This window comes from Amycolatopsis sp. NPDC051903, from assembly GCF_044452505.1.
Lineage (GTDB): Bacteria > Actinomycetota > Actinomycetes > Mycobacteriales > Pseudonocardiaceae > Amycolatopsis.
Window position 1 is genome coordinate 1 of the sequence record NZ_JBITBT010000067.1, and the last position, 21,226, is coordinate 21,226.

Here is a 21,226-nt window from a genome sequence, read left to right on the forward strand (position 1 = left end):
CCGGAATCGCACACTTGCACAACATCCTCCTCGCTGGCTGACCGCAACACCCAGCAACACCAACAACAGCATCAGTTACGAGACATCACTTAGCGTCGGCGTGGCCGGTAAGCGTGCCACGGCTTGCCAAGCGCCGGAGGCACATCGGCGAGAACCCGGCCGAGCTCGCCCGCGCGCCGAAGGTCGAAGAGGAAGTCGAACCCGCGGTCCTGCTCCTGTTCGAAGTAACCGAACAGACGGTCATGGCCATCATGGGCGGCCTACCCTGGGGAGCCTCTGAGCAGGACGAGGATGGGGACGTCGTTGTGGCCTGAACGGGTCAGACGAGACTGAACGACAGAACGCCCGGTGAGTCCTGACGGGCTCACCGGGCGTTCCGCCTGGTTATTCCGGCAGCGGTGGGATTTGAATCCACGGACGGGGGGTTACCCGTCACACGCTTTCGAGGTGTGGGACTGCCGGTTGGATGACGCTAAACGTGTTCGCGGCCGAGATCGCCGCAGGTGAGCGGGTCGAGATCGACGCGGGAATCGTCCGACGCAGGTCGTCGACGCCGGACGTCGGCCGGTCGCGCCCGAAAGCGTCTACTGGGCCACCGACGACGACGGCGAAGGCCAGGTCGGCTGCATCTACACCGCGCAAGCCATGGAATACGAGTACGGCGGGGTCATCATGGGTCGCGACCTGGTCTGGCGCGACGGTGGCTGGGTAGCAATTCCAGACAAGAACGTAGACCCAGCGTTCAAGAAGGCCGGCCTCACTCGAGAGCAGTATCTGCCACTAGCGCTGAACATCTACTGGGTGCTGATGACGAGGGCCAGCCGTGGCTGCCGGGTCTACTCGGTAGACGAGCAGACTCAACAACATCTTCAGACCCTGGTTCTCGCGCGAGGCAGCTGAACGACGATGTTGCTCCTGGACGGGGCAGTGCCTAGCGGAAAATACTGGTGTCCCCTCAATGTCGACGTGAAGCTCTCCGCCAGCGGGCACGCGCAGCAAGTTGCACGGCGTGCGCACGTCGGCCGGATGCCGTCGGTAGTCGCGGCGTCGACGCCCGACAGCGCAGTTGACCGGCCAGACCGTCCGCGGACGATCTTGCCCACTATCTGCGCGCGTGCAACTCTCCGGTTGACCTGCAGGTTCTCACTAGTTAGCCCCGGAGCCGCCTCGAGCCATGGGGCAATTGAGTGTCCGAGCACTGTCCACACGCTTTCAACCAGTCTCGTCCGGAACGTTCGGTGGCTTGTTGGAGCGCTGAGCCTTTCCGAATTAGCGGAAACGGCATCGGCCTGGGGTATGGTCTTGTCCATGTTGACGACCCACACCTTCGCAGCCTGCCCCAGGGCGCTGGGCTTGTGGTCTCGTTACTGCCCGTGCGACCGCATCAACGCCTGCTACGTCTCAGCCGGCGGCCTCCCGAAGCAACCCTCGCGGGGAGCCTGAGCTTGACCGGACGGCTCCCCGCCTGACTTCGGGAGCTGTTGATGCCTGTTCTTGTCTCATGGATGCTGCTGGAGACCCGTAACGCTGCGTCTTGGACTGCAGTGTTTGTCGCCTGCCTCATCGGCCTCTTCGCCTGCTGTCTCGCAATCGCGATGTGCGTCGCATTGTTCCACCGTCGGAAGGCGAACCGGGACGCAGCGTACGACGTGTTCTGCGCGCTGCTCAACGTGTTCACCCGGCGCCGGCGATGAACGGTCGCCGTGGGCGCCCGAGGCTGTGCCCCGATCACGTCTTGGCCCGCGTCATTCAGTTTCGTGGTCACGGCGCCAGGTACATCGACATCTGCGCGTCCCTCAACGCAGAAGGCATACCCACCCCCGGTGGAGGTGCGCGATGGTACCCATCGCACCTCAGCAGGCTCCTACGCACCCGCCATGCACGTGAGTTCAAAATCTCGACTACTACCGCGCCAACTCCCTGACCGCGTCAAGACCATCGCACCATGAACCCACAGCATGGTCACGGCAAACATCCGACGCGCGTCCGCGTCAATGATCATCAGAGCGCAGCGTCACGAACGTCCAGACGCACGCCTGGTGCCCACGGAATCGCGCTCACGACAGCATGACCAGCCACCAGGCCCCGAGTCCCACCCCGCAACTTGCCGACCAGCCCACTCGCGTGGATGCCGGTACCGCGCAGTCCCCGACCCTCGATAGCACCACAGCGCGGACCGATCAGGGGAACCCTCAAGCGATGAGATCAACACACAAATCCGACAAGGACCGCCCAAGGAAGACGCGACCCGGCCATCAGCCGGGGCTGTCGATCGCGACTGCGGTTCGTGTCCCCAGGGACTTGAACCCCCACTGTGTCCGAGGACGATCTTGCTCGCTAACCACAACGCTCCGGATCCCTGGCTGACCTGCAGGTTCTCACTTGTCGATTCCGAAGCCACCCCACGCCCCATGGGGACTACAACGCTGGCCGCTACCGAGAAGTTCGCCCGCTGACACGTCGCCACCTCGCCCGGCAGGGCGGGGTGGCGATCCGGTCGATCGTGTCGTTGTCGCAGTCGATCTCGACCATGACCGGGACGACGTAGGGACCCAGCGCCGGCCACGAAGCGCCCGCGCCGCGACCCGGACGGCGACGTCGACATGGACAGCTGAGCGCCCCGGTGTAACGTCGAGTTTATGTCGTTTCGGGACGGCCAATACCGGTCCGGTCCGCAGTCGGCCGAGCTACTGGTGAAGACGCGCCGCACCGGACTCGGCTCGCGCGTCGGGCACGATCTCACGATCGAGGCGTCAGAGTGGGTTGCCGCCGTGTCGGTGAACACGGCGGACCTCGCGCTGTCCTCGGTCTCGGTCGACGTCGTCGCCGGCTCGCTGCGGGTGCGGTCCGGAAGCGGCGGAATCAAACCGCTCACCGACTCCGACCGCGCCGAGATCGAGAAAAACATCCAGACGAAGATTTTGCAGACCGACCGATATCACGCAATCACGTTCCACTCGACGCGAGTCATTCAAGATGGCGAATCGCTCACCGTCGACGGCAATCTGACCATCATGGACCAGTCACACCCGATCACCGTGCTGGCCACGGTCAGCGACGACCGCAGGATCCGAGGCGGCGCAACCATAGTCCAGACACAATGGGGCATCAAACCCTATTCGGCGTTTTTCGGGGCGCTGAAGCTGGCAAACGAGGTCGCAATCGAATTCGACGCGGAACTCACCCCGCCTTAAGGGATGTCTCGTAACTGGTCTTGTGGTTGATGGTGCTGGTGTTGCGGTCAGTCTGCGAGGAGGGTGTTGTGCAGGTGCGCGATTGCGGACACGGTGTCGTTCAAGGTGCTGGCGGCGCGGCGGTAGTCACGCAGGATCTTCCAGCACTTCATCCGAGCCAGGGCGTGTTCGACGCGGGCGCGGATCTTGCGGTGGCCGGCGTTGAGGTCTTCCTTCCAGTTCGGCAGATCACTGCCGTCACGAGGTTTTCGGTAGGGCATGATCACCTCGGGATTTCCTTGGTAGCCCCCGTCGGCCATCACCGGCCGACCTGCCAGTTCGTGCTCGATGCCGGAGTCGCGGTAGACAGTGCAGTCGTTGCGGTTGCCCGGATGCGCGTCGCCGGTCGCGATCACCAACCGGGTATCGGCATCGATCGCGACCTGCACATTCGCCGAATACCGGTAGTTCTTCGACGGTGCTGCCAACCGGTGATCCCGCGTCGGCACCGGGGTGCCGTCCACGATCGCGACAGCGTCGATCCGCCGTGTGCGGACCGGGGCCAGCGCCAGCAGCGGTCCGATAGTGTCGATCACTCGATGCTGCCGCGGAATGCGACACTCCGAACAGCGGCCCGATCTGGCGCATCGTCAGGTTCGTCCGCCAGTACGTCGCGACCAGCAACACACGATCGGCCAGGTCAAGGCGCCACTGACGACCAGGACGGCCATCGGCGATCTCGTCACCGCCACGTTTCGCCACGATCCGTACCAACTTGCGGAACTGACCCGGTTCCAACCCTGTGAACGGGGCAATCCACTCCGACCGCGACGCCGAGATCACCTGCACCACAACATGATCAACTATCTAGGCAACCAGACCCACACCGGGTTACGAGACATCCCTTAGGACGAGTCCCGCAAGCACGTACGTCCTGGTGCCGCCGTACTTGGTGGGTCGGGTCGCACGCATGCCCTGGATCGCCAGGAACGTCGCCTCGTCCACGAGAGCCGGATGTGTGATCTTCTCCGATTCTGTCCAGGCTCGCGCCGCCGCCGGCCGGACTTGCGGACGGCGGCGGACTTGTTCGAAATTCCATTGCACCCATCGTGCGGTGGCCGAATCTGGTTCCAGACGGTGCATGCGGCGACCCCGGCATCGGCTTGGTCGAGCCATCGGCCCTCAGGACGCTCGTCGCGCCGGCGAAGCTGTTGCACCCAGACGAAGCCTTGGCCGGGCTGGCAGAGGGGCTTCCTCGGCCGGTGCGGTCGCCGCTGGTGCGCTCTTCGCAGCAGCAGGATGCGATGGCGGGTCTGCTGGTGTGGGCGCAGCGCCCGCCTCACCAGCCGACTCCCCGGCGGACGCTTCGGCCCCGGCTTCGCCGCCGGTTGCTTCACCGGCACCGTCGCCGAGCATCTCGCCGGCGACTCCGGCACCGGCCGTGGCACCACCGGCCGCGGCCAAGGCACCGGCGCCCTCCGTGACCGCTGCGGCCGCGGCGCCGGCCGCGGACAGCGATTTCTTCGGCCGTCATCGGGTCGCTCCTGGCCACGCTTACCGTCCAGGTGGGGCCAGTGTCCGTACCGACGGCCGTCGCGGCTGCCGTCGGCGCTCTTTCCGCGCTGCTCGCGCTGACCATCCCCGGGGAATTCCGGACTACCACGATGGGCCGCTGCCAGGGGAATGAGTCAGCGTGACGAAGTTTGAGCCAGCTGTGCCGCTTCCTGGTAGCTGGTATCGCGCAGCCCCGGCGAGCAGCTACGCCAGGATGGTTGCCTGCTGTGACGACATACCCGGGTTGGTGAGCGAGGCTTGACCTCAGACAGCGACCAATGGCGTGCGTGGCTCAGGAGCGAGGTCCTGACCGGCCTTGTTCTCGCAGGAAAGGGCGATGATGTTCCAGCAGACCTTCGTTACGGCGACCACGCCGACCGGAGTCGAGACTCGGCCCTCTGTCCACCGGCGGGCCGACGCTGTCGTGTCCCTGATAGCCCAGCATGGCGCGGCTGCGTCCGACAGCCGCCGCTATGCGGACCTGGCCGACCGCAGCCTGGCCGCGAAGCTGGCCGCCGAAGACGCCGCCGTAGAGACCGGCCTGTCCCCGTTCGAGCGGCTGACCTGCCCCGCCCACCGCCGGTGGATCCATCAGTGCATCGCCTCTCCCGAGCACGCCAGCCCAGTCACGGGTCATCGCTGGTGCCGTGACTGTCAGTGCGCAGTCACGGTGGCTATCGACGAGCTCACTGGCGACGTGACGATGGCTTGCCCGCGCTGCCGCCGCACCCCCAAGGGCATCGCCACTGGCCAGATTGTGAGCGCCTGCCGGGCCAGCCTCGCCACTGTCCACGACCACCGCGCTCAGCCGGCACCCAGTATGCTGCATTTCGGCGAGCGGCGGCCGGCCTGATGATTCTGCGTGGCTAAGAGCTGTCTCGTAACCCGGTGTGGGACTGGCGGGGTCGTTAGTTGATCATGTTGGTGTGGTGCAGGTGATCACAGCGTCGCAGCCGGAGTGGATCGCCCCGTTCACGGGGTTGGAGCCGGGGCAGTTCCGAAAGCTGGTGCGGTTGGTCGCGAAGCGGGGCGGGGACGAGATCGCGGACGGCCGCCCTGGTCGGCAGTGGGCGTTGCCGCTGGCAGACCGGGTGCTGCTGGTCGCGACCTACTGGCGGACGAACCTGACGATGCGCCAGATCGGACCGCTGTTCGGGGTGTCGCATTCCGCGGCGCACCGGGTGATCGACGCGATCGGCCCGTTGCTGGCACTGGCCCCGGTCCGTAAACGTCGGATCGACGCGGTGGCGATCGTGGACGGCACTCTGGTCCCGACCCGGGATCACCGGCTGGCCACCCCGTCGAAGAACTACCGCTACTCCACCAACGTGCAAGTCGCGATCGATGCCGACACCCGGCTGGTGATCGCCACCGGTGACCCGCAACCCGGCAGCCGCAACGACTGCACCGTCTACCGCGACTCCGGCATCGCCGAACAACTCGCCGACCGGCCGGTCATGACTGACGGCGGTTACCAAGGCAACCCCGACGTGGTCATACCTTATCGCAAACCCCGTGACGGCAACGGCTTGCCCGAGTGGAAGGAAAGCCTCAACGCCACCCACCGCAAGGTCCGAGCCCGTGTCGAGCACGTTCTGTCCCGGATGAAGAACTTCAAGATCCTTCGCGACTACCGCCGCGCCGCGAGCACACTCGCCGACACGGTGTCCACAATCGCGCACCTGCACAACATCATCCTCGCCGGCTGACCGCACCACCAGCCCCACCAACCACAACACCAGTTACGAGACAGCCCTAGCCACCGCACCGAACCCGACTCGTGCAGAGAACCCACCAACGGATCGACCACGAGAACACCACGCCGCAGATTTACGTTCTCACGACACAGACCCGCCAGCTCTCCCCACCGGCACCCCGTCCACGCCGCTGTGATCACCAGCGGCCGCGCAATCGGTCCGCCCAACACACCTGCCTAATCGGCGATCCGCACCACATGCTCGGGCATCGCCCATACCCCCTCTGCCACTGCTGCCCGCACACGTCGTCCACGCTTCCTCCGACGACGCACGGGATTCGCCGGGACCAGCCGCTCATCCACCGCATCAGCGAAGATCATCGACAGCAGATTGAGCAACCCCCGCACCGTCGCCGGCGCGAACCCCGCCTCCTGAAGCTCCCGTGCCCACTCAGCAACACCCAACGGCCACACCGCACCCAACGCCACCCCACCGAACCGCGGCAGAATGTGACACCGCAACCGGCTCCGATAACTCTCCACCGTCCGCGGATCCACATCCAACGTGCGGGACCACCTCTCAACCCACTCCCCCACCGTCACCACACCATCAGCCGAATCAATCCACACCCGCCGGCGCCGGTCCGTCTCCAACCCCGCCGCATACGCACGCGCGTCCCGCCTCGACCCAACCCCGACACCGACCCCACACAACAACCCGGCCGCCGAAACCGCACCCGCCACGACCCAGCCCCAACCTGCTCCACCCACGCCACCAAACACCTCCAACATCATCCCCCGAACCCAAGCGTGCAACAAAAACCCCAGGCCGTAGGCAACATCATTCATCGACCGGACCAACCAACGAATTAAATTCTCTTACATGCAAGAAAATATCCACTTCCCGTACTCGTCACACAACTTATCAATCGACTTTTCCAGCATCCGTCGATTCAGCTAATGTGATGCCGGCTCAAAAAGATCGATCAGAAGTACCAGCAGAGAATCTCCAGTTATTTCACTTCCTGGGTACCCGAGCAGCGTTCGGAGGCCTGACCTTCTCCGCAACCCGATACAGCGCCTGAGAGCCCTTCGACGGCCGAAGGAACAAAATGTTATACACCCAACGAACAGGCACGCGAGCGCTCGCAACGGGTCCGCGAGCGTCGCGTGGACGAAACTGACTGCTGCACGTGATGGCAACCAGGACAGACGCCTCCAGTACCAGCACTTCGGTGCTCGTCCTTCACGTCACCGGTACCCAACTGGACGGAACCACCTATGAAGCCGACTTCGGCACGGCGCGCTCTCAAGACACCGCGGGCACATTGCAGATTTCCACACCGGCGTACTGGTCTCGAGTGAACTACGACAGCGCGACCTGCCGTGGCACAGCCAACGGCACGGATACCTCCTACGCCGTATCCAGCGTGGCCACCGCACCTAGTAATTGAAAGCGCTCATCGTGTGACTCACAGCGAAGGAAGTCGCCCAGGTCCGGAGTGAGACGTATGGCACCGGCGGCCCGGAGCTCGTCTTTGGTTCTCTTGCATGTGGCCACGGCGATGACGTCGACTCCGGCGGCGAGTGCCGCCTTCACGTCGTTGGGCGTGTCGCCGACAATCACTGTTCGGGGTTCGCGAAGCGTGTACCGGTGCGTTGTTCGGCGCGCTGCCGCGCGATCGTCACCAGCTTCGGCCGGTCAGCGTGATCGTCTCCGAACGCGCTGGACTCCAAGTCGAGGTACCTGTCCAAGTCGACGACCTCCAGTTTGATCCGCACCACCGTGCGCAGGTTGCCGCTGTGCGCTGCCTGGTACACGGCCGGGCCACCTGCCAGCCGAGCAAGGTCTCCTCCACGCCTGGCAGCGCGCGCCCCGTCGTTCGCAGCCCGTCACGGGCATCCTCGTATTCCTGCACGAGGGTGTCCGCCAGGCGCACGACCGTGTCGGCCGTGGGTTCTATGTCGTTGATGCGAAGTGATTCGGCCATGATGTCCAGCTCGGTTCGGCCAGCAATCTCCGCTAGCTTGGCGAGCGGCCGGCCCATCGCCACCGGAAAGACGCGATCCTAGATTGCTCGCCCGACGCCGCGGGTCTCGATCAGCGTATGGTCGACATCCCTGAGCAACAGGGTACGGGGAGAGTGGCGGGGGACGGGTCATGCGCACAAGTCTGCCAGCCGTGACGGAGCGTATCGGTCGCGTTACCATTCGCGTCAATCCTGACGAGAGGGGCAGGAGGCAGGTAACCGACGACCATCTGGCGCACGTGGTCGGTAGCCACGTCCGCTTCTTCCGGTCGACGAAGCCGTTGACGAAGACCGCCGGCCTGGCCGGGATCACGCCGGACTCCCTGCACCAGATCGAGCCCCGTTGAGCAGGCCGCCCTGCTCTACATCCAGAACATGTGCCAGCTGCTGAAGGACCTGGATCGTGGGCATCTTGGCGCCGCGCGAGATACCTCAAGCTCGCCGCAAGTGGGCCAGCGGAAACGCGGGAGACGCGCTGCAGCGAGCCCGGACCCGGCCGGCAACAACGGCCGGAGCGCCCATCCTCGATGATCTACGCCGGGACGTTGTCCGCGTATGGCACACCTGGCTATTCTCACCGCACCGCTTCAGCGAGCTGAGTGCCGAGCTGCCGAAGATGATCGCCGGGACGCGGGCGGCGGTGAGGTGCACCGACGGCCATTGCCCTCAGCCAAGCCCTGACCGACAGCGACGACCCCGACAAGCCCACCCCTCACCCCAGCCCGGTAACCCCAACAGCAACCTGAGCAGCGAGGAGCCCGCACTGTCACCACGGTGCGGGTCTCCTCCGAACACCGCCGTCGGCCGTCAGCGCAACTGACGATCCCGACGGTCAACCCGCCGCCGCCTTTGTCCGCTACCGTTGCCTCAGCGTTGCCGTCAAGCGGCCGCGAGGCCCCGCCGGACCGTACCCGGCTGGGCTTCAGATTTGTATCGGTGCACACATGACCGCCGAGAAATCGTGTGGACCCAACTCACCAGAGCCGGCCCCGCGGATCGCCACTATTCACGGGTTCTTGCGGAACAGCTCCAGGTCGTTGAGCGTCAGGGTGGTGCCGGTGGGGTCCTTGGTGAGCAGGAGGTTGCCGTCGGCGTCGTAGGTGTAGCTGGAGACCTTGCCGCTGGCGTCGGTGGCGGTGGCGATGTGGCCTTCGGCGTCGTAGGTGAAGGTCTGTCGCGTGTCGCCGGTTCCCTGGGTGAGGGTGCGGCCGGCCGGGTCGTAGGTGTAGTCGGAGTGGGTGCTGCCGTTCGGGCCGGTGGTGTCCAGGGCCTGGATCGCGTGCGGCTGGGGCTGCCCGGCGGCGGGGTAGGTCGACGTCGCGGTGGTGTCGCCGGCCGCGCCGTGCTGGGTTGAGGCCGCCTCCGAGCCCAACGTCGGCGACGACTGGCAGCTCCATGCAGCGCCAATCCGCTGCCGCTGCCGTCAACTACTGCCGCCACGCAGCCGCCGAGCCCGCCGCCGCAATGCCGGCAGGTCAAGTGGCACAGAAAGAACCAGGCAGCTGCAGTACTCAGTCACGCTCCGACTGGGCACTCTTCACCTTTGCAGCCGACTTTTGGCCACTCAAAGGTGTGAGCCTATATCAGCCACCAGAAGGCCGCGTTGCTGGATCACCCAGCGCGCGCAGGATTTCCGCAAGCCACACAAGATGATGAGGTACCGCCAGATCCTGATCCACTAGGACCTCTTCGAGGTACTGCCAGGATTCCGACAGCTGTCCGATTGTGAGATCGTCTGGCTTAACCTCTGGATCATAGAGGGAATCCAATGGAATCGACCAGAAGTAGTCAGGGTCAATTGAAATAGTTTCACCCTCATCTTCGCTGATCCGCGATATGAGCAGCCCAAAGACTGCTTGCAGCTTCCGCACTGAAATGTTCAGCGATCCACTCACTGTCAGTTTCCTCCTTGTATTTGGTTGATCTGCCGCTTCCACCCATTGATTTCCTTTTCAAGGTGGTTTATCCGGCCGTCGATTATACTCTGGCGAATCTCCGGAGTCGACGCTCTTTTCAGTCTACCGTCGTTGTCAAAAGCGTCGGGGTTCTTCCTGTAATCGTCGAGTTTCTGTTGATGCTCGTCAACAAGTCGCTGCCATGAACGTACTGATTTCTGCTCCGACTTCGTAAGTTCGCGAGTCTCCAAGGCTGTAACATCTTCGGCTGAGCCTTCGGCGGCGAAAGCAACCTGTCGCCCCGACGCGATCGCGCCCTCGAGCGCGTGGGCACCGGCTTCGGCGGCGATTTCGGCGCCGTGGGCGGCGGCGCCGACGGGCACGAACCACGAGCCGACTTCGACGGCGCCCTTGGCGCATCCGAGGAGCTCGAAGTCGCTGATGCAGTTGTCCACGACGTCCTTGGCGCCGGAGTACTCGTAGATGTCTTCCCCGACGTCCTTGACGACGCCCCAGACCTTCCCCCAGAAGCCGCCGTCGTCGTCATCGTCGTGGTGCGCCGCGCCGCCCGATGCGCCGCGAGCCTTCTGCCCTGGCTGCTGGTGTCCACCGGAGGGAGGAGTTCCATGGTTGGCGTAAGTTTGCCTGTCCCTGCAGCCGCAGATGTTCGAGTTTTTCGTCGGGCAGCTCCAGCCGCCGACACGGCAGGCGTCGCCGCCGCCGAGTTTGCCGTCGGGCTGGCGGCAGGCGCCGTCGGGTTGGAAGGGGCAGAGACCGGTGGGGTCGGTCAACCCGACGGGGTTGTCGTTGGCGTAGGAGTAGCCGTTCATCTGCTGCGGGCTGTCGGTGTTGAGCACCGGGTCGACCGTGGTGAAGCGGCCCGTCGTCGGGTCATATTCACGCGCGCCGAGGTGGGTTAAGCCCGTGGTGTTCTGGTATCCGCCTAGGTAGCCGTGTTTGTCCGGCCAGGTGGACGGGGCCGGGCCGCGGGAGACGCCGTAGGGGTCCTGCCGGCGTTGGGTGACGGCGAGGGTGTCGGCGTTGACGGTGGCGTAGGTGGTGTTCTGGGTGTCGGTCATCGACCACGACAGGCCGGTCCTGGCGTTGCGCTCGGCGACGGGTGCGCCGTTGAACGAGTAGAACCGGGTCCCGACCGTGCTCGAGGTCCCGGTTGCGCGGAACAGCTCCAGGTCGTTGAGCGTCAGGGTGGTGCCGGTGGGGTCCTTGGTGAACAGGAGGTTGCCGTCGGCGTCGTAGGTGTAGCTGGAGACCTTGCCGCTGGCGTCGGTGGCGGTGGCGATGTGGCCTTCGGCGTCGTAGGTGAAGGTCTGTCGCGTGTCGCCGGTTCCCTGGGTGAGGGTGCGGCCGGCCGGGTCGTAGGTGTAGTCGGAGTGGGTGCTGCCGTTCGGGCCGGTGGTGTCCAGGGCCTGGATCGCGTGCGGCTGGAGCTGTCCGGCGGCGGGGTAGGTCGATGTCGCGGTGGTGTCGCCGGTGGTGTCGTGCTGGGTTTGGGTGAGGCGGTTGCCGGTCGAGTCGTAGGTCCACGACGTCCAGTACGGCGCGGCACCGCCGATGCCGGTGACGCTGGGGGTGGTGGCGCAGTTACCCGAGGTGGGCGTGAAGGCCTGCGTCACGCGCTGGAGGTAGTCGTAGCTGAAGCACTGGGTGTCAGCCGGGGCGTCTTGCGGGGTGTCGGCGATGGAGGTGGTGTTGCCGGCCGCGTCGTAGCTGTAGAAGCGGTTGGCGATCATGAAGTTCGTCGACGTGGCCCGCTCGGCCAGCGTGGTGGCCAGCCGGTTGGTGCCGTCGGCGTAGGTGTGGGTGACCGCGATCTGGTTGGGCAGGGTCGGATCCTGGTAGTTGGTCCGCAGAACCTGCCCGTACGGGTTGTAGTCGGTCTCGGAGACCAACAGGGTGCCGACGCTTCCCGCGTCCTGGTACGTGGTGGGACTGTCCAGGTCGTCGTACCCGCTGAGCATGGTCTCGCCGGGCAAACCGCCCATCCCAGGACTGCTGAAGGAACGCAGGACATCGCTGAGCGTGTCGTAGCGCCACGAGAACGAGTAGTTGCCACCGAACCCGGTTTCGGTGATCGGGACTGTGAACCGAGAGTTGGTGACCCGGCCCGCGGTGTCATAGCTGACGACGGTGTTGGTGTAGGTCTTGCCGCCAGCAAATCGGCTGGAGCTGGTGGGCTTGTTCTTCAGCACCGTGTCGTAGGTCCAGGACGCGAGCTTGGTTCCGCTGGTGGAGTCCTGGTATTCGGCGGTTTTGCGGCCGAGGTTGTCGTAGGTGTAGGCCAGGGTGCGGCCGCTGGCGTCGGTGCTGGTCAGCATCCGGCCGTCGTTGTCGTAGGTGAAGGAGCTGGTACCGGTGTCCGGGTCCGTGGCCGAGGCTTTCCGGCCGAGCAGGTCGTAGCCGGTGGTCCAGGTGTTGTGCCCGGTGGTGTCGGTGGTCGAGGTGAGCTGACCGTCGTGGGTGTAGGCGTAGCTGGTGACGTCGGCCGGGTCACCGGGGTTGGTGTGGGCCGGGTCTTTGTACTGCACCAGCTGGACTTTCTGTCCCAGGCCGTTGGTGACGACGCTGCTGGCGGTACCGCCGTGGGGCGGGATGGTGGTGGTGCGGTCACCGTCGTACACGGTGGTAGAGCGCCACTGTTCCACGCCGTAGAGCTGGTAGGCCGACGCCGTTGCGCGCCCGGCGCTGTCGAAGGTGGACACCGTTGTGCTCGGAACGGTGTTGTCCGCGACCGCCAACAGGGTGCTCGTCGGCGCCGAGTCACCGTTCCAGTAGGCGTCGTGGGTTTTCCACGCCCGGCCCTGCGAGTCGTAGAAGGAGTCCGTGACGACCCGGCCCCCTTGCGCATACGAGGTCGGGGCTTGTGTTTGCACGGTACGGCCGAGCCCGTCGACCAATGCGTAGCTGGTCGCGTAGTGGCTGTTGGACAGCAGCGTGTTCGTCGCGACGACACTGGGTTGGGTGTTGCTGACCGTGTAGGTGTAGGTGGTCTTGGCCGGGGCGTTGGTGCTCTTGTTGTGGCCCGGTGGCCAGAGCGCGGTCAGCCGGCCCAGGGCGTCGTAGGTCGCGTCGGTGCGCAGGCCGCTGTTGTCGACCTCGCCGGTGGTGGCGCCGGTGATCGGGTCGAGGAATCGGGTCGAGGTGAACTTGGTGGTGTCGGTGCCGCTGACCTGGGGCGTGGTGGTCGCGACCTGGGTGAGGGGGCCGCCGGTGGCCGGGGTGAACGCTGTGGTGGTGGTCAGGCCCAGCGCATCGGTCGCGGACACCGCACGGCCGTAGTTGTCGAAGCTGGTGAGGGTGGCAGGGGACAGGAAGTGCTCCGCGCCGCCGGCGGGCCAGGAGTCGACCGTGTCGGTCTGGGTGACGTCACCGACCGTGGGCGCGGCGCCGAACGGTTGGTGGTCGAAGTAGGACCGGGTGTCGGACACGATGGTGGCGCTGCCGGCGGGTGTGGCGCAGCTACCGGAACTCGTCTGGACCTGGCTCACGTAGTTGATCAGATACGCCGTGGTGTTCGGGTTGTAGGTGGTGCGGGCGCAGGTGGCCTGGTTCGGATCGGCGATGTCGCCGTCGTCTTCGACCTGGGTGATCAGCCCGTAGCTGCCGAAGGTGTTTATGGTGCGGGTGGTGCGCCAGCTGGCGGCGGCGGCGATCCACGTGCGGGTCCGGGTGGTCCCAGTGCCGGTGTAGAAGGCCTGCGTGCCGTTGGTGTTGGTCGCGTTCGCCGCGGAGATCCACGGGTCGTTGATCGTGTCACCGATGACCTTGCCATCGAGGTAGGTCAGGGATTCCCGCGTGAAGCTGGGCAACGCCGTGCTGTCGGGGATGGTCTCGCCGAGGCTGTCGGTGACCGACACGCTGCGCTTGCCGCCGCCTGGGAGGGTGTCCCCGTCCATGCCGCGTAGGTACTGCGTCTGGGTGACCGTCGGCGGTCCGGACGGGTCGCTGGTGGCCTGGCCGACGGTGGTCTTGACTGTGCCGTAGCCACGCCACATCGACCAGGTGCGGTACTTCGGGTCGGAGAGGTAGTTCTCGTCGTAGTGCCAGGCACCGCCGCCGAGGTAGTCGTAGTGCGTCACGGTCTGTTGCGACAGTGCCGAGCCGGCGCCGCTGCTGCCGGCGATGCGGCCGTCGTCGGTGATGTCGGTGACCAGGTACTTGTTGAACCAGTCCAGCACCGGATCGGTCGCGCCGCCCGGCGTCCAGTAGACCGGGTAGCAGGCCAGCGTGTTCGCTTCCGGGGCCGGCATGGTCATGCCGGGGGTGCACTGCGGGTCGGCATACTTGACCGTGGTGACGCCGCCCTCCTCGTTGGTGATGGAGTCGATCCGGTTGCGGGTCAGCGCGGTGTAGTTGGTGCTCGGGTTGACCCGGTTCGCCAGAGCCTTGGGGTGGAAGGTCACCGGCGGCAGGCTGATCGAGCCGCCGGCCTTCCCGGTCTGGGTGATCGAGTCCAGCCACATCGCCGGGCTGGACCCGTCGCCGCTGGCGGGGAAGGACTGGGCCAGCGCCCACTGGCTCACGGTCTTCCAGCCGGTGCCACCATCGGTGACCTGCGTGCTGATCCCGGTGACCCGGCGGCGGGAGAAGAACGCCGGCGACACGTTGGGACACGCCGCGCCCTGTGCACAGAGCTGGTCGGCGGGCACGTCGGGCCACGACGCCGCGTTGGCGGTGGTGAGCTGGGCCGGGTCACAGGTGACGGCTCCGCCGGGCACGCACCGTTCGGCCGTGTCGAACACGATCTGGTCGGGTGCGTGCGTGTACACGCTCGCGACCCGGGTGTTGAAGCCGTATTCGATGCGCTGCAGGTAGCCACCGCGCACGTAGGGCGTGCCGGCGCTGGTGGTGTTCAGGTTCAGCCCGTAATAGTTGGTCTCGGGCTGGTAGTACAACGTCGTGGCGTTGCCGTGCGGGTCGACCACGTAGTCGAGGTTCCAGCGCCACGCCTGCTGGCACCACGACGCGGCGAACGTGGCCGCGTTGCAGGGTTCGCCAGGGTTGTTGCCGAAGACCGGCTCCGTCCAGGTGGACTGGGTTTCGGGATTCCCGGCCTGCCAGCCCGGCAGGTGGTTGAGCCCGAAGAAGTACTGGGTACCGTCCACAGTGGTCAGCTTCCAGTGCTCGCCGCCCTGAGCACCGTTGCTCGCACCGGTCATCCTCTCCACGCGGGAACCGTCGTCGGCCCGCGGGTGCCACATGCCGGTGGCGGCGTCCTTCACCAGCTCGGTCGTCCGGCCCGCCAGCGACAGCGTCGCGTTGTCGGTCGCCCAGCACAGGTCACCGGTCTTGGTCTGCCCGTTGTTGCCACCCAGATCATCGCCGCACGACTTGTACGAACGCTCGATGTACCCGCCGCCACCGAGGGACCAGCCGTCGCCGATCTCCGAAGCCTGGTTGTTCGTCGCCGACGTCAGCCCGTCCACGGCACCGGAGGAATACTGCAACGTCAGCGACGGCGCCGGCCCGCCCAGACCCACCGGGGCCGACAGCGGGTACGAGTAGTCGAATTCACCCGAGGAAGTACCGGCCGTCCACGAACCGGCCGGCGACAGCTTCGTCGCCTTGAAATCACCGCCACCGCTGGAGGTGTCCGGCGTGGCCGCGAGCACCGTCGGTGTGGCAGACGACATCGGGGCGAGAGTGACTTCACCGGCAAGCTGCCCGGTCTTGACGTCATTGGCCGATTCGACGGGCGTCCCCGTACGGCACTCCGGCTTCTCGGGCGTGGTCACCACGCAGGCCGGATACTGTTCGAACCGCAGCCGGCTACCGAAGTCGGCACCATAGGCGCCGGCGAACGACCGGTAGTCCACGACGACCTCGACCGGCCCGGACGTATCGCCCGACACCGGGGCCACCTGGACCAGCGTGCCACGGATACCGGCCTTGTCGGCCACCGCGTGATCCACCGTGGTGACCTCGACCTTGGCCGCCTCGTGCTTCTGCGGCGCTGTGGCTGCCGTTGCGCTGTAGGCGCCGGTGCGGCTGTCGCGGCCGTGCCCGCGGGTCACCGACACCTGCTTCCCGGCCGCCACCCGCTTCGGCGACGCGCCACCCTGTGCGGTAGCCGGCAGATCCACCTGGGCCTTACCCGCGGCAGGCCAATGCACCACCGGAACAGGCGCCGACGCCGGAGCCGCCGGCGCGGCGCCGGACAACGCCTTCACATCCTTGCCCGCCACCGAGCGCTCGGCTTGCAGCGCGGGCAGATCCCAGCCCAACCCGTGCCAGCCCGTCGGTGCCGCGACCGCTTCCTGGCTCGACGCCAACATGATCGCGGCAACCGCGACAGCCGTCGTGCGCACCCACCGCTTGATCCGGAAACCCCGTCTCGAGACGGTCATGATGGTCATCACCCTTGTCTGCACAGGTGGAACACAAAAATGGAAGAGCCCGCTGCTCGATTACAGGTTCAGGCGACCGAACGTCACGCCAGGATCGTCCGTTCTGGCATCGTTGCCGATGTCGTTGACGGTGCGAAGACCCTGGTACACGCGCACTCCAGCGACACCGCCATACCATTGGTCGGAGCGCTGGCCGTTCCACACACCCCGTCCGATGAACAGGTCACCGGTACTGGCACGGCTGCTGATGCCCTGGCCGTTGGTCGTGCCCAGGTAGGTGTTCTGCTTTTTACCGTTGACGTAGAAGGCCATCGTGCCGGTGGAGGCGTCGTAGGTCGCCGACAGGTGGACCCACGTGTTGTCGACAGCGTCAGCGTCACTGACCGCCCACCACGCTCCAGGATCGGTCGGCGAGGAACTGATGAGCATCGTCCACTTGGGATGCGCGACACCGTTCGCGTCCGGCAGAGGGTGATACCCGAGCAGCTCGGCGGAGAACTGCGGATCGTCCATCCCGACTACGGCTCGCCCGTTCGGGTCGATCGCGCCATGCGCGGCCACGTCATCGGCAGTCCAGGAGTGATACACCCACGCCTCGACGGTGTAGGACTTTTCCGTGCGCAGGTTTGCCGGCCGGCCCGCGTCGATCTGTCCCGTCCCGGACCCGTCGAACCGAGCGGCACACGCGTTGTCGTCCGCAGCGAGGCGAACTCCGCCGGAACCGGCCCCGGTCGCTTTGCTGATCGTGTCGAAATAGCGGTCGCCATACAGACCCGCGACCTGGTCATCGGTCAGGACCTGACCCCACGCCTGAACCTGATCGACCGAGCCCTTGAAGAAGTTCCCGACACCGATGTTCGACCCGACCGTGAACGCGCCCTCCGCGCTCCACACGGTAGGCACAGTGTTCTGGCCCTCGAGCTTCCCATTGACGTACAACCTGACCCGCATCGACTCCTGGTCGAAGACCCCGGTCAACATGGTCCAGGCCCCGACCTGCGGTGGCTCGGTCCCCAAGGCCCAGTGGTAGTTGTCGACGGTGTCGTCATCAGCCGTGGTCATCCCGAACACCCAGCGGTTGACGTCCGACGAATAGCGCAGCTGGAACGCCGCCGTGTGCTGACCGCCCTGGGTGAACAGTGTGTAATACCCGTTCGCGTCGTCCAGCTTGGCCCACGCGGACACGGTGAAGGACTGCGTCGTGTCCACCGCCGGAGCGGCGGTGGCGTAGCCGGTGGAACCGTCGAAGTGCACCGCTCCCGCGGCCTGGCCCGTGGTCCAGCCGTAGCTGCCCTGAAGGGTCATCGTGTTGCCGAACGCGCTCGTGTCACTGGCGTTGCTGCCCGTGGCGTCATCGAGGGCCCAGTTGCCCTGAAGCGACGGGACAGTCGTGTTGACGACGTCGGTGCAGCCTTCGGCCAGGCCGTACTTCGCCAAGGGCACCGAGGCGTTGGCCAGATCGTGCGCGTCCTGCGCGGACAGCACCCGCTGCCACACCTGCACGTCGTCCACCTGACCGGTCAGGAAGTCAGCCCGGGCCCCGTTGTACTTGCCCGAACCGATCACCAGATTCCCCGCGGCAGCCCAGCCCGTTCTGACGTTGGTGGACTGCTTGGCGCCATCGACGTAGAGCGTCATCGTCCCCGTTGACGCGTCATAGGTACCGACCACATGGGTCCAAACCCCCAGCACCGGCGGCTTCGTCGACTTCGCCCGCACCACACCGGCATTGGCCTGGTCGGCGGCCAGCATGCTGAACGCCCACGCGTTGTCGTCCTTGGAGTACTGCAGGTAAAAGCCGCTCCCCTGGTTGCCGTCCTGCGAGATCACGGTCTGGAACCCGTTGGTGTTGGCCAGCTTCACCCACGCACCCACGCTGAACGACTTCGTCGTGTCCAACACTGGACCGTTGGTGGTCACGTACCCGCTGGAGCCGTCCAGGGTCAGCGCGCCCTTGGTGCCTTCGCTGTAGCCGGCGGTGTCGGGGTGGGTCCAGGCGTTGCCGTGGTCGTAGCCGGCGACCCAGTCACCGCCGGCGATCAGGCTCGCGGTGTGCACGGCCAGGCCGTCGTTGTTGGGCGTGGTATTCGCGGTGTCGGCCAGGATCCGGCCACCCATCTCATCCAGCGGCCATGCCCCCACCAGGCCGACCGAAGGGGTGTAGGGCAGCACATGGAACGAACAGGAGGCAGCGTCGAGGTTGCCGCTGGTCACGCAGGTGGCGTCCGGGCCCGGCGTCCCGGCCCTGTTCACCGCCTTGACCTTGATCAAGTTCTGGTTGCCGTTGATCGCCAACGCCGACAGGTCCGCCGTGGCGACCAGATTGCCGCTCACATCCGTGCCCTGGGTCGCGGTGACGCTCGGCGAGCCCTGCGGCTGCGGCTCCGAACCATCGGTGGTGTAGATGAAATGGTCGATGTCGTAGAACCCGGCTGTGGCCATGCTCGCCGACACACCGAAGTGCACGCTGTCGTTCTGGTGCTCCGGAGCTGTGCCGGTCATGGTCACCGACGGCGCCCGCGGCACCGCCGAATCCACAGTGAACTCGCAGTTGCCCACCCACGGCGACGACAGCTGACCGTCGCTGACTTCCATCGACCAGTTGTAAACGCCATCCCCCGCGATCCACCCGCTCGGGACAGCCGCGAGCTGCGCGGTCGCCGCCTGGTTCGGCCCCGGCGTGCCAACCGTCACGGGCGTGGCGCTGTTGTCGTGAACGTTTGTACTGCTGCCCGCAGTACCGGCACCCACCTTGAACCCGGCCAGCAGCGTGCCACCGTCCGGATCGGACACCGACCCGGCCAGCTGCGGCGTCTTCGTGGCCACCCACGGCCGGTTCACGCCCTGCACACACTTCCCCGTGCCGCTCTGCATCGACAGGTTCGCCGGCGAGTTCGGGTAGGAGTCGTAGTCCACCTGAAAATACGGGTTCAGATCGAACCGGCGCCACGCCGCGGTGGTGCCCTCGTCGCGCGCCGCGAGCGCGAACCACGCGCTCTGCCAATGGTTCGCCGCCGCGTCCTGCGCAGCCTTCAGTGCGTCGAACTGCCCGGCGACGTTCGGTGCGTCGTGACAGTTCGCCACGTTCATGTCCGACACCCAGTACGGCCAGCTCGGTTGCTGGTTCCACGTCGTGTTGCTGTTGCCCGGGTTCGAGATCCACAGGCCGGTCGGCGCGGGGGTGCAGCTGTAGCTGTGCTGGATCGTGGTGTTCAGCGTTGCCGACTTGATCACCGTGCCACCCAGGCGCGAGGTGTTCATCTGGATGTAAGACCGCGACGTCCCCGCGCTGTCGTAATCCTCGTAACCAGCCTTCAAGTTCGAAAGATCCCCTGTGGAAGCGTTCCAGTTGTGCGCGTTCGGGAACCCGGACTGCACCACGACGTGCGACTGGATGCCACAGGACGTGCACCAGTTGTCCGGGTCCAGCGACACCGGATACTTCGTCTTCGGGTCAGACAGGAACGCTTCATCCGGGCTGATCGTCACCTTGTCCGGAGTGAGCGTGAAGTCCATCACCGCTTCACGACGGCCGCCGCCCTCACCGAGTTGCTGCTCAGCCGGGGAACCTTCACCCGACGAGTCCCACATCCTCGAAGCGTCACCGGCGAAAACGACATCGCCACTGGAGTTCTTGACTTCCAGACCGTCCGTGGGCGCGGTCTGGGCTGGCGTGCCACGCCCGTCGCCTTCAGCCACCGACACGGTCGCGTTCTGGGTGTACAGCCCGAACGGCACGTCCCGCAACTGCGGGTTCTGCGCCGCCTCAGGGGTCTTGATGACGAGATTCTCGGTGTAGCCCTCGATCGCCGCCTTGACCGTCAGGTCGACGCCCGGAAGAACCTCCGAGTATGTAGCGGTGTCCCCGGCGAGGGTGGGCGCCGGCAGGTCACTGGTCCACTTCAGACCAACCGCCGTGCCGTCCTCTCCCGCCTGGACAATGGGTTTCGCCGCCGAACCAGCGCCGCCAGGGTTCAGGCTGACGTCCACCGCGACGGCCTTCGGACCGATCGAACTGTCGGGTCTTCGCTCCAGCGTCGTGTCGATCGGCACCCAACCGGCACCCTGCTTGACCCGCACAGGGTTCGTGTACTCGGTCAACGTCCACGAACCATCCGGGTTCGCAACCGTCTTCGACGTCTCGGTCGTCTCGGAGGAGACCTCAACCTGCTTGTCGCCCGCCCGGGCGTACGCCGTTGCTGTGGCCTCGTCCGGCGCCGAGTCCGGCACATCTGCAGCCGTCGCGGCCAGAACCGGCTGCACCACAGCCACAGAGCTCAACACGACCGCAGCCGACACGACAACAGCGCGCCAGCGCACACCAACAGAACGCACGAAAGTCCCCCCGCCAAGAGCAACCAGCCAACCTGCTGGGCCCCCGACGAACCCAAGAGCACTCTGCCAAACGGGATTACTCAAGGAAATAGACCAAGCGGCGTATTCAACGGATCTTGACTGTGCAACACAACACGCACCGAAAGCAATAAAAGCGTAAATAAGACAAAGCCGGCCA

General features: G+C 65.8%; 14 protein-coding genes and 1 pseudogene. 7 read left to right on the plus strand and 8 right to left on the minus strand.

From position 1 onward, the window contains the following. Positions 1 to 113: 113 nt before the first annotated feature. The 4 genes from ACIA77_RS51015 to ACIA77_RS51030 all read left to right on the plus strand — a co-directional run bounded on the left by ACIA77_RS51015 (position 114) and on the right by ACIA77_RS51030 (position 3,194). Positions 114 to 314: a hypothetical protein gene (locus tag ACIA77_RS51015; RefSeq protein ID WP_395893487.1), complete on the plus strand. Its 201-nt coding sequence runs from the start codon at positions 114 to 116 to the stop codon at positions 312 to 314. 313 nt (positions 315 to 627) lie between these two features. Continuing rightward, positions 628 to 900, plus strand: coding sequence for a DNA/RNA helicase domain-containing protein (locus ACIA77_RS51020; protein ID WP_395893501.1), 273 nt, complete (start codon positions 628 to 630; stop codon positions 898 to 900). A 790-nt stretch (positions 901 to 1,690) separates the two neighbouring features. Then, positions 1,691 to 1,924, plus strand: coding sequence for a recombinase family protein (locus tag ACIA77_RS51025; RefSeq protein WP_395893488.1), 234 nt, complete (start codon positions 1,691 to 1,693; stop codon positions 1,922 to 1,924). A gap of 715 nt (positions 1,925 to 2,639) precedes the next feature. After that, entirely contained in the window at positions 2,640 to 3,194 is a 555-nt protein-coding gene (locus tag ACIA77_RS51030) for a YceI family protein (RefSeq protein WP_395893489.1), read from the plus strand. 47 nt (positions 3,195 to 3,241) lie between these two features. On the opposite strand, the pseudogene ACIA77_RS51035 reads toward ACIA77_RS51030, so the two are convergent. Continuing rightward, positions 3,242 to 4,022: pseudogene (locus ACIA77_RS51035) on the minus strand (transposase family protein). 1,042 nt (positions 4,023 to 5,064) lie between these two features. Between ACIA77_RS51035 and ACIA77_RS51040 the strand changes: the two are divergent. Beyond that, entirely contained in the window at positions 5,065 to 5,580 is a 516-nt protein-coding gene (locus ACIA77_RS51040; RefSeq protein WP_395893490.1) for a hypothetical protein, read from the plus strand. Between the two features lie 76 nt (positions 5,581 to 5,656). Next, the gene (locus ACIA77_RS51045) at positions 5,657 to 6,436 is read left to right on the plus strand and encodes a transposase family protein (protein ID WP_395893502.1); all 780 of its coding nucleotides are present in this window, start codon (positions 5,657 to 5,659) and stop codon (positions 6,434 to 6,436) included. Between the two features lie 224 nt (positions 6,437 to 6,660). On the opposite strand, the gene ACIA77_RS51050 is transcribed toward ACIA77_RS51045, so the two are convergent. From ACIA77_RS51050 to ACIA77_RS51060, 3 genes are all read right to left on the minus strand, one after another. Continuing rightward, positions 6,661 to 7,272: a hypothetical protein gene (locus tag ACIA77_RS51050; RefSeq protein ID WP_395893491.1), complete on the minus strand. Its 612-nt coding sequence runs from the start codon at positions 7,270 to 7,272 to the stop codon at positions 6,661 to 6,663. A gap of 565 nt (positions 7,273 to 7,837) precedes the next feature. Then, positions 7,838 to 8,050: an HAD family hydrolase gene (locus ACIA77_RS51055; RefSeq protein WP_395893492.1), complete on the minus strand. Its 213-nt coding sequence runs from the start codon at positions 8,048 to 8,050 to the stop codon at positions 7,838 to 7,840. Next, positions 8,047 to 8,244 (minus strand): hypothetical protein, encoded by a 198-nt coding sequence (locus ACIA77_RS51060; RefSeq protein ID WP_395893493.1) that lies wholly within the window; start codon positions 8,242 to 8,244, stop codon positions 8,047 to 8,049. The genes ACIA77_RS51055 and ACIA77_RS51060 overlap by 4 nt, the downstream gene beginning before the upstream one ends. Before the next feature lie 361 nt (positions 8,245 to 8,605). On the opposite strand from ACIA77_RS51060, the gene ACIA77_RS51065 reads away from it, so the two are divergent. Beyond that, positions 8,606 to 8,800, plus strand: coding sequence for a hypothetical protein (locus ACIA77_RS51065; RefSeq protein ID WP_364067664.1), 195 nt, complete (start codon positions 8,606 to 8,608; stop codon positions 8,798 to 8,800). 659 nt (positions 8,801 to 9,459) lie between these two features. On the opposite strand, the gene ACIA77_RS51070 is transcribed toward ACIA77_RS51065, so the two are convergent. From ACIA77_RS51070 to ACIA77_RS51085, 4 genes are all read right to left on the minus strand, one after another. Next, on the minus strand, positions 9,460 to 9,825 hold the full coding sequence (locus ACIA77_RS51070) for an RHS repeat domain-containing protein (RefSeq protein ID WP_395893494.1): 366 nt from the start codon (positions 9,823 to 9,825) through the stop codon (positions 9,460 to 9,462). 211 nt (positions 9,826 to 10,036) lie between these two features. Further along, the gene (locus ACIA77_RS51075; protein ID WP_364067660.1) at positions 10,037 to 10,348 is read right to left on the minus strand and encodes a hypothetical protein; all 312 of its coding nucleotides are present in this window, start codon (positions 10,346 to 10,348) and stop codon (positions 10,037 to 10,039) included. A gap of 2 nt (positions 10,349 to 10,350) precedes the next feature. Then, positions 10,351 to 16,713 carry an RHS repeat domain-containing protein gene (locus tag ACIA77_RS51080; RefSeq protein ID WP_395893495.1) on the minus strand — a complete coding sequence of 2,121 codons (6,363 nt, stop codon included), beginning with the start codon at positions 16,711 to 16,713 and terminating at the stop codon, positions 10,351 to 10,353. A 60-nt stretch (positions 16,714 to 16,773) separates the two neighbouring features. Beyond that, positions 16,774 to 20,985: a LamG-like jellyroll fold domain-containing protein gene (locus ACIA77_RS51085; protein WP_395893496.1), complete on the minus strand. Its 4,212-nt coding sequence runs from the start codon at positions 20,983 to 20,985 to the stop codon at positions 16,774 to 16,776. Positions 20,986 to 21,226 lie beyond the last annotated feature (241 nt).

Coding starts and splice junctions, on each gene's coding strand:
- ACIA77_RS51025 (WP_395893488.1), top strand. CDS start 1,691: ATGAACGGTCGCCGTGGGCGCCCGAGGCTGTGCCCCGATCACGTCTTG.
- ACIA77_RS51030 (WP_395893489.1), top strand. CDS start 2,640: ATGTCGTTTCGGGACGGCCAATACCGGTCCGGTCCGCAGTCGGCCGAG.
- ACIA77_RS51040 (WP_395893490.1), top strand. CDS start 5,065: ATGATGTTCCAGCAGACCTTCGTTACGGCGACCACGCCGACCGGAGTC.
- ACIA77_RS51050 (WP_395893491.1), bottom strand. CDS start 7,272: ATGAATGATGTTGCCTACGGCCTGGGGTTTTTGTTGCACGCTTGGGTT.
- ACIA77_RS51080 (WP_395893495.1), bottom strand. CDS start 16,713: ATGACCGTCTCGAGACGGGGTTTCCGGATCAAGCGGTGGGTGCGCACG.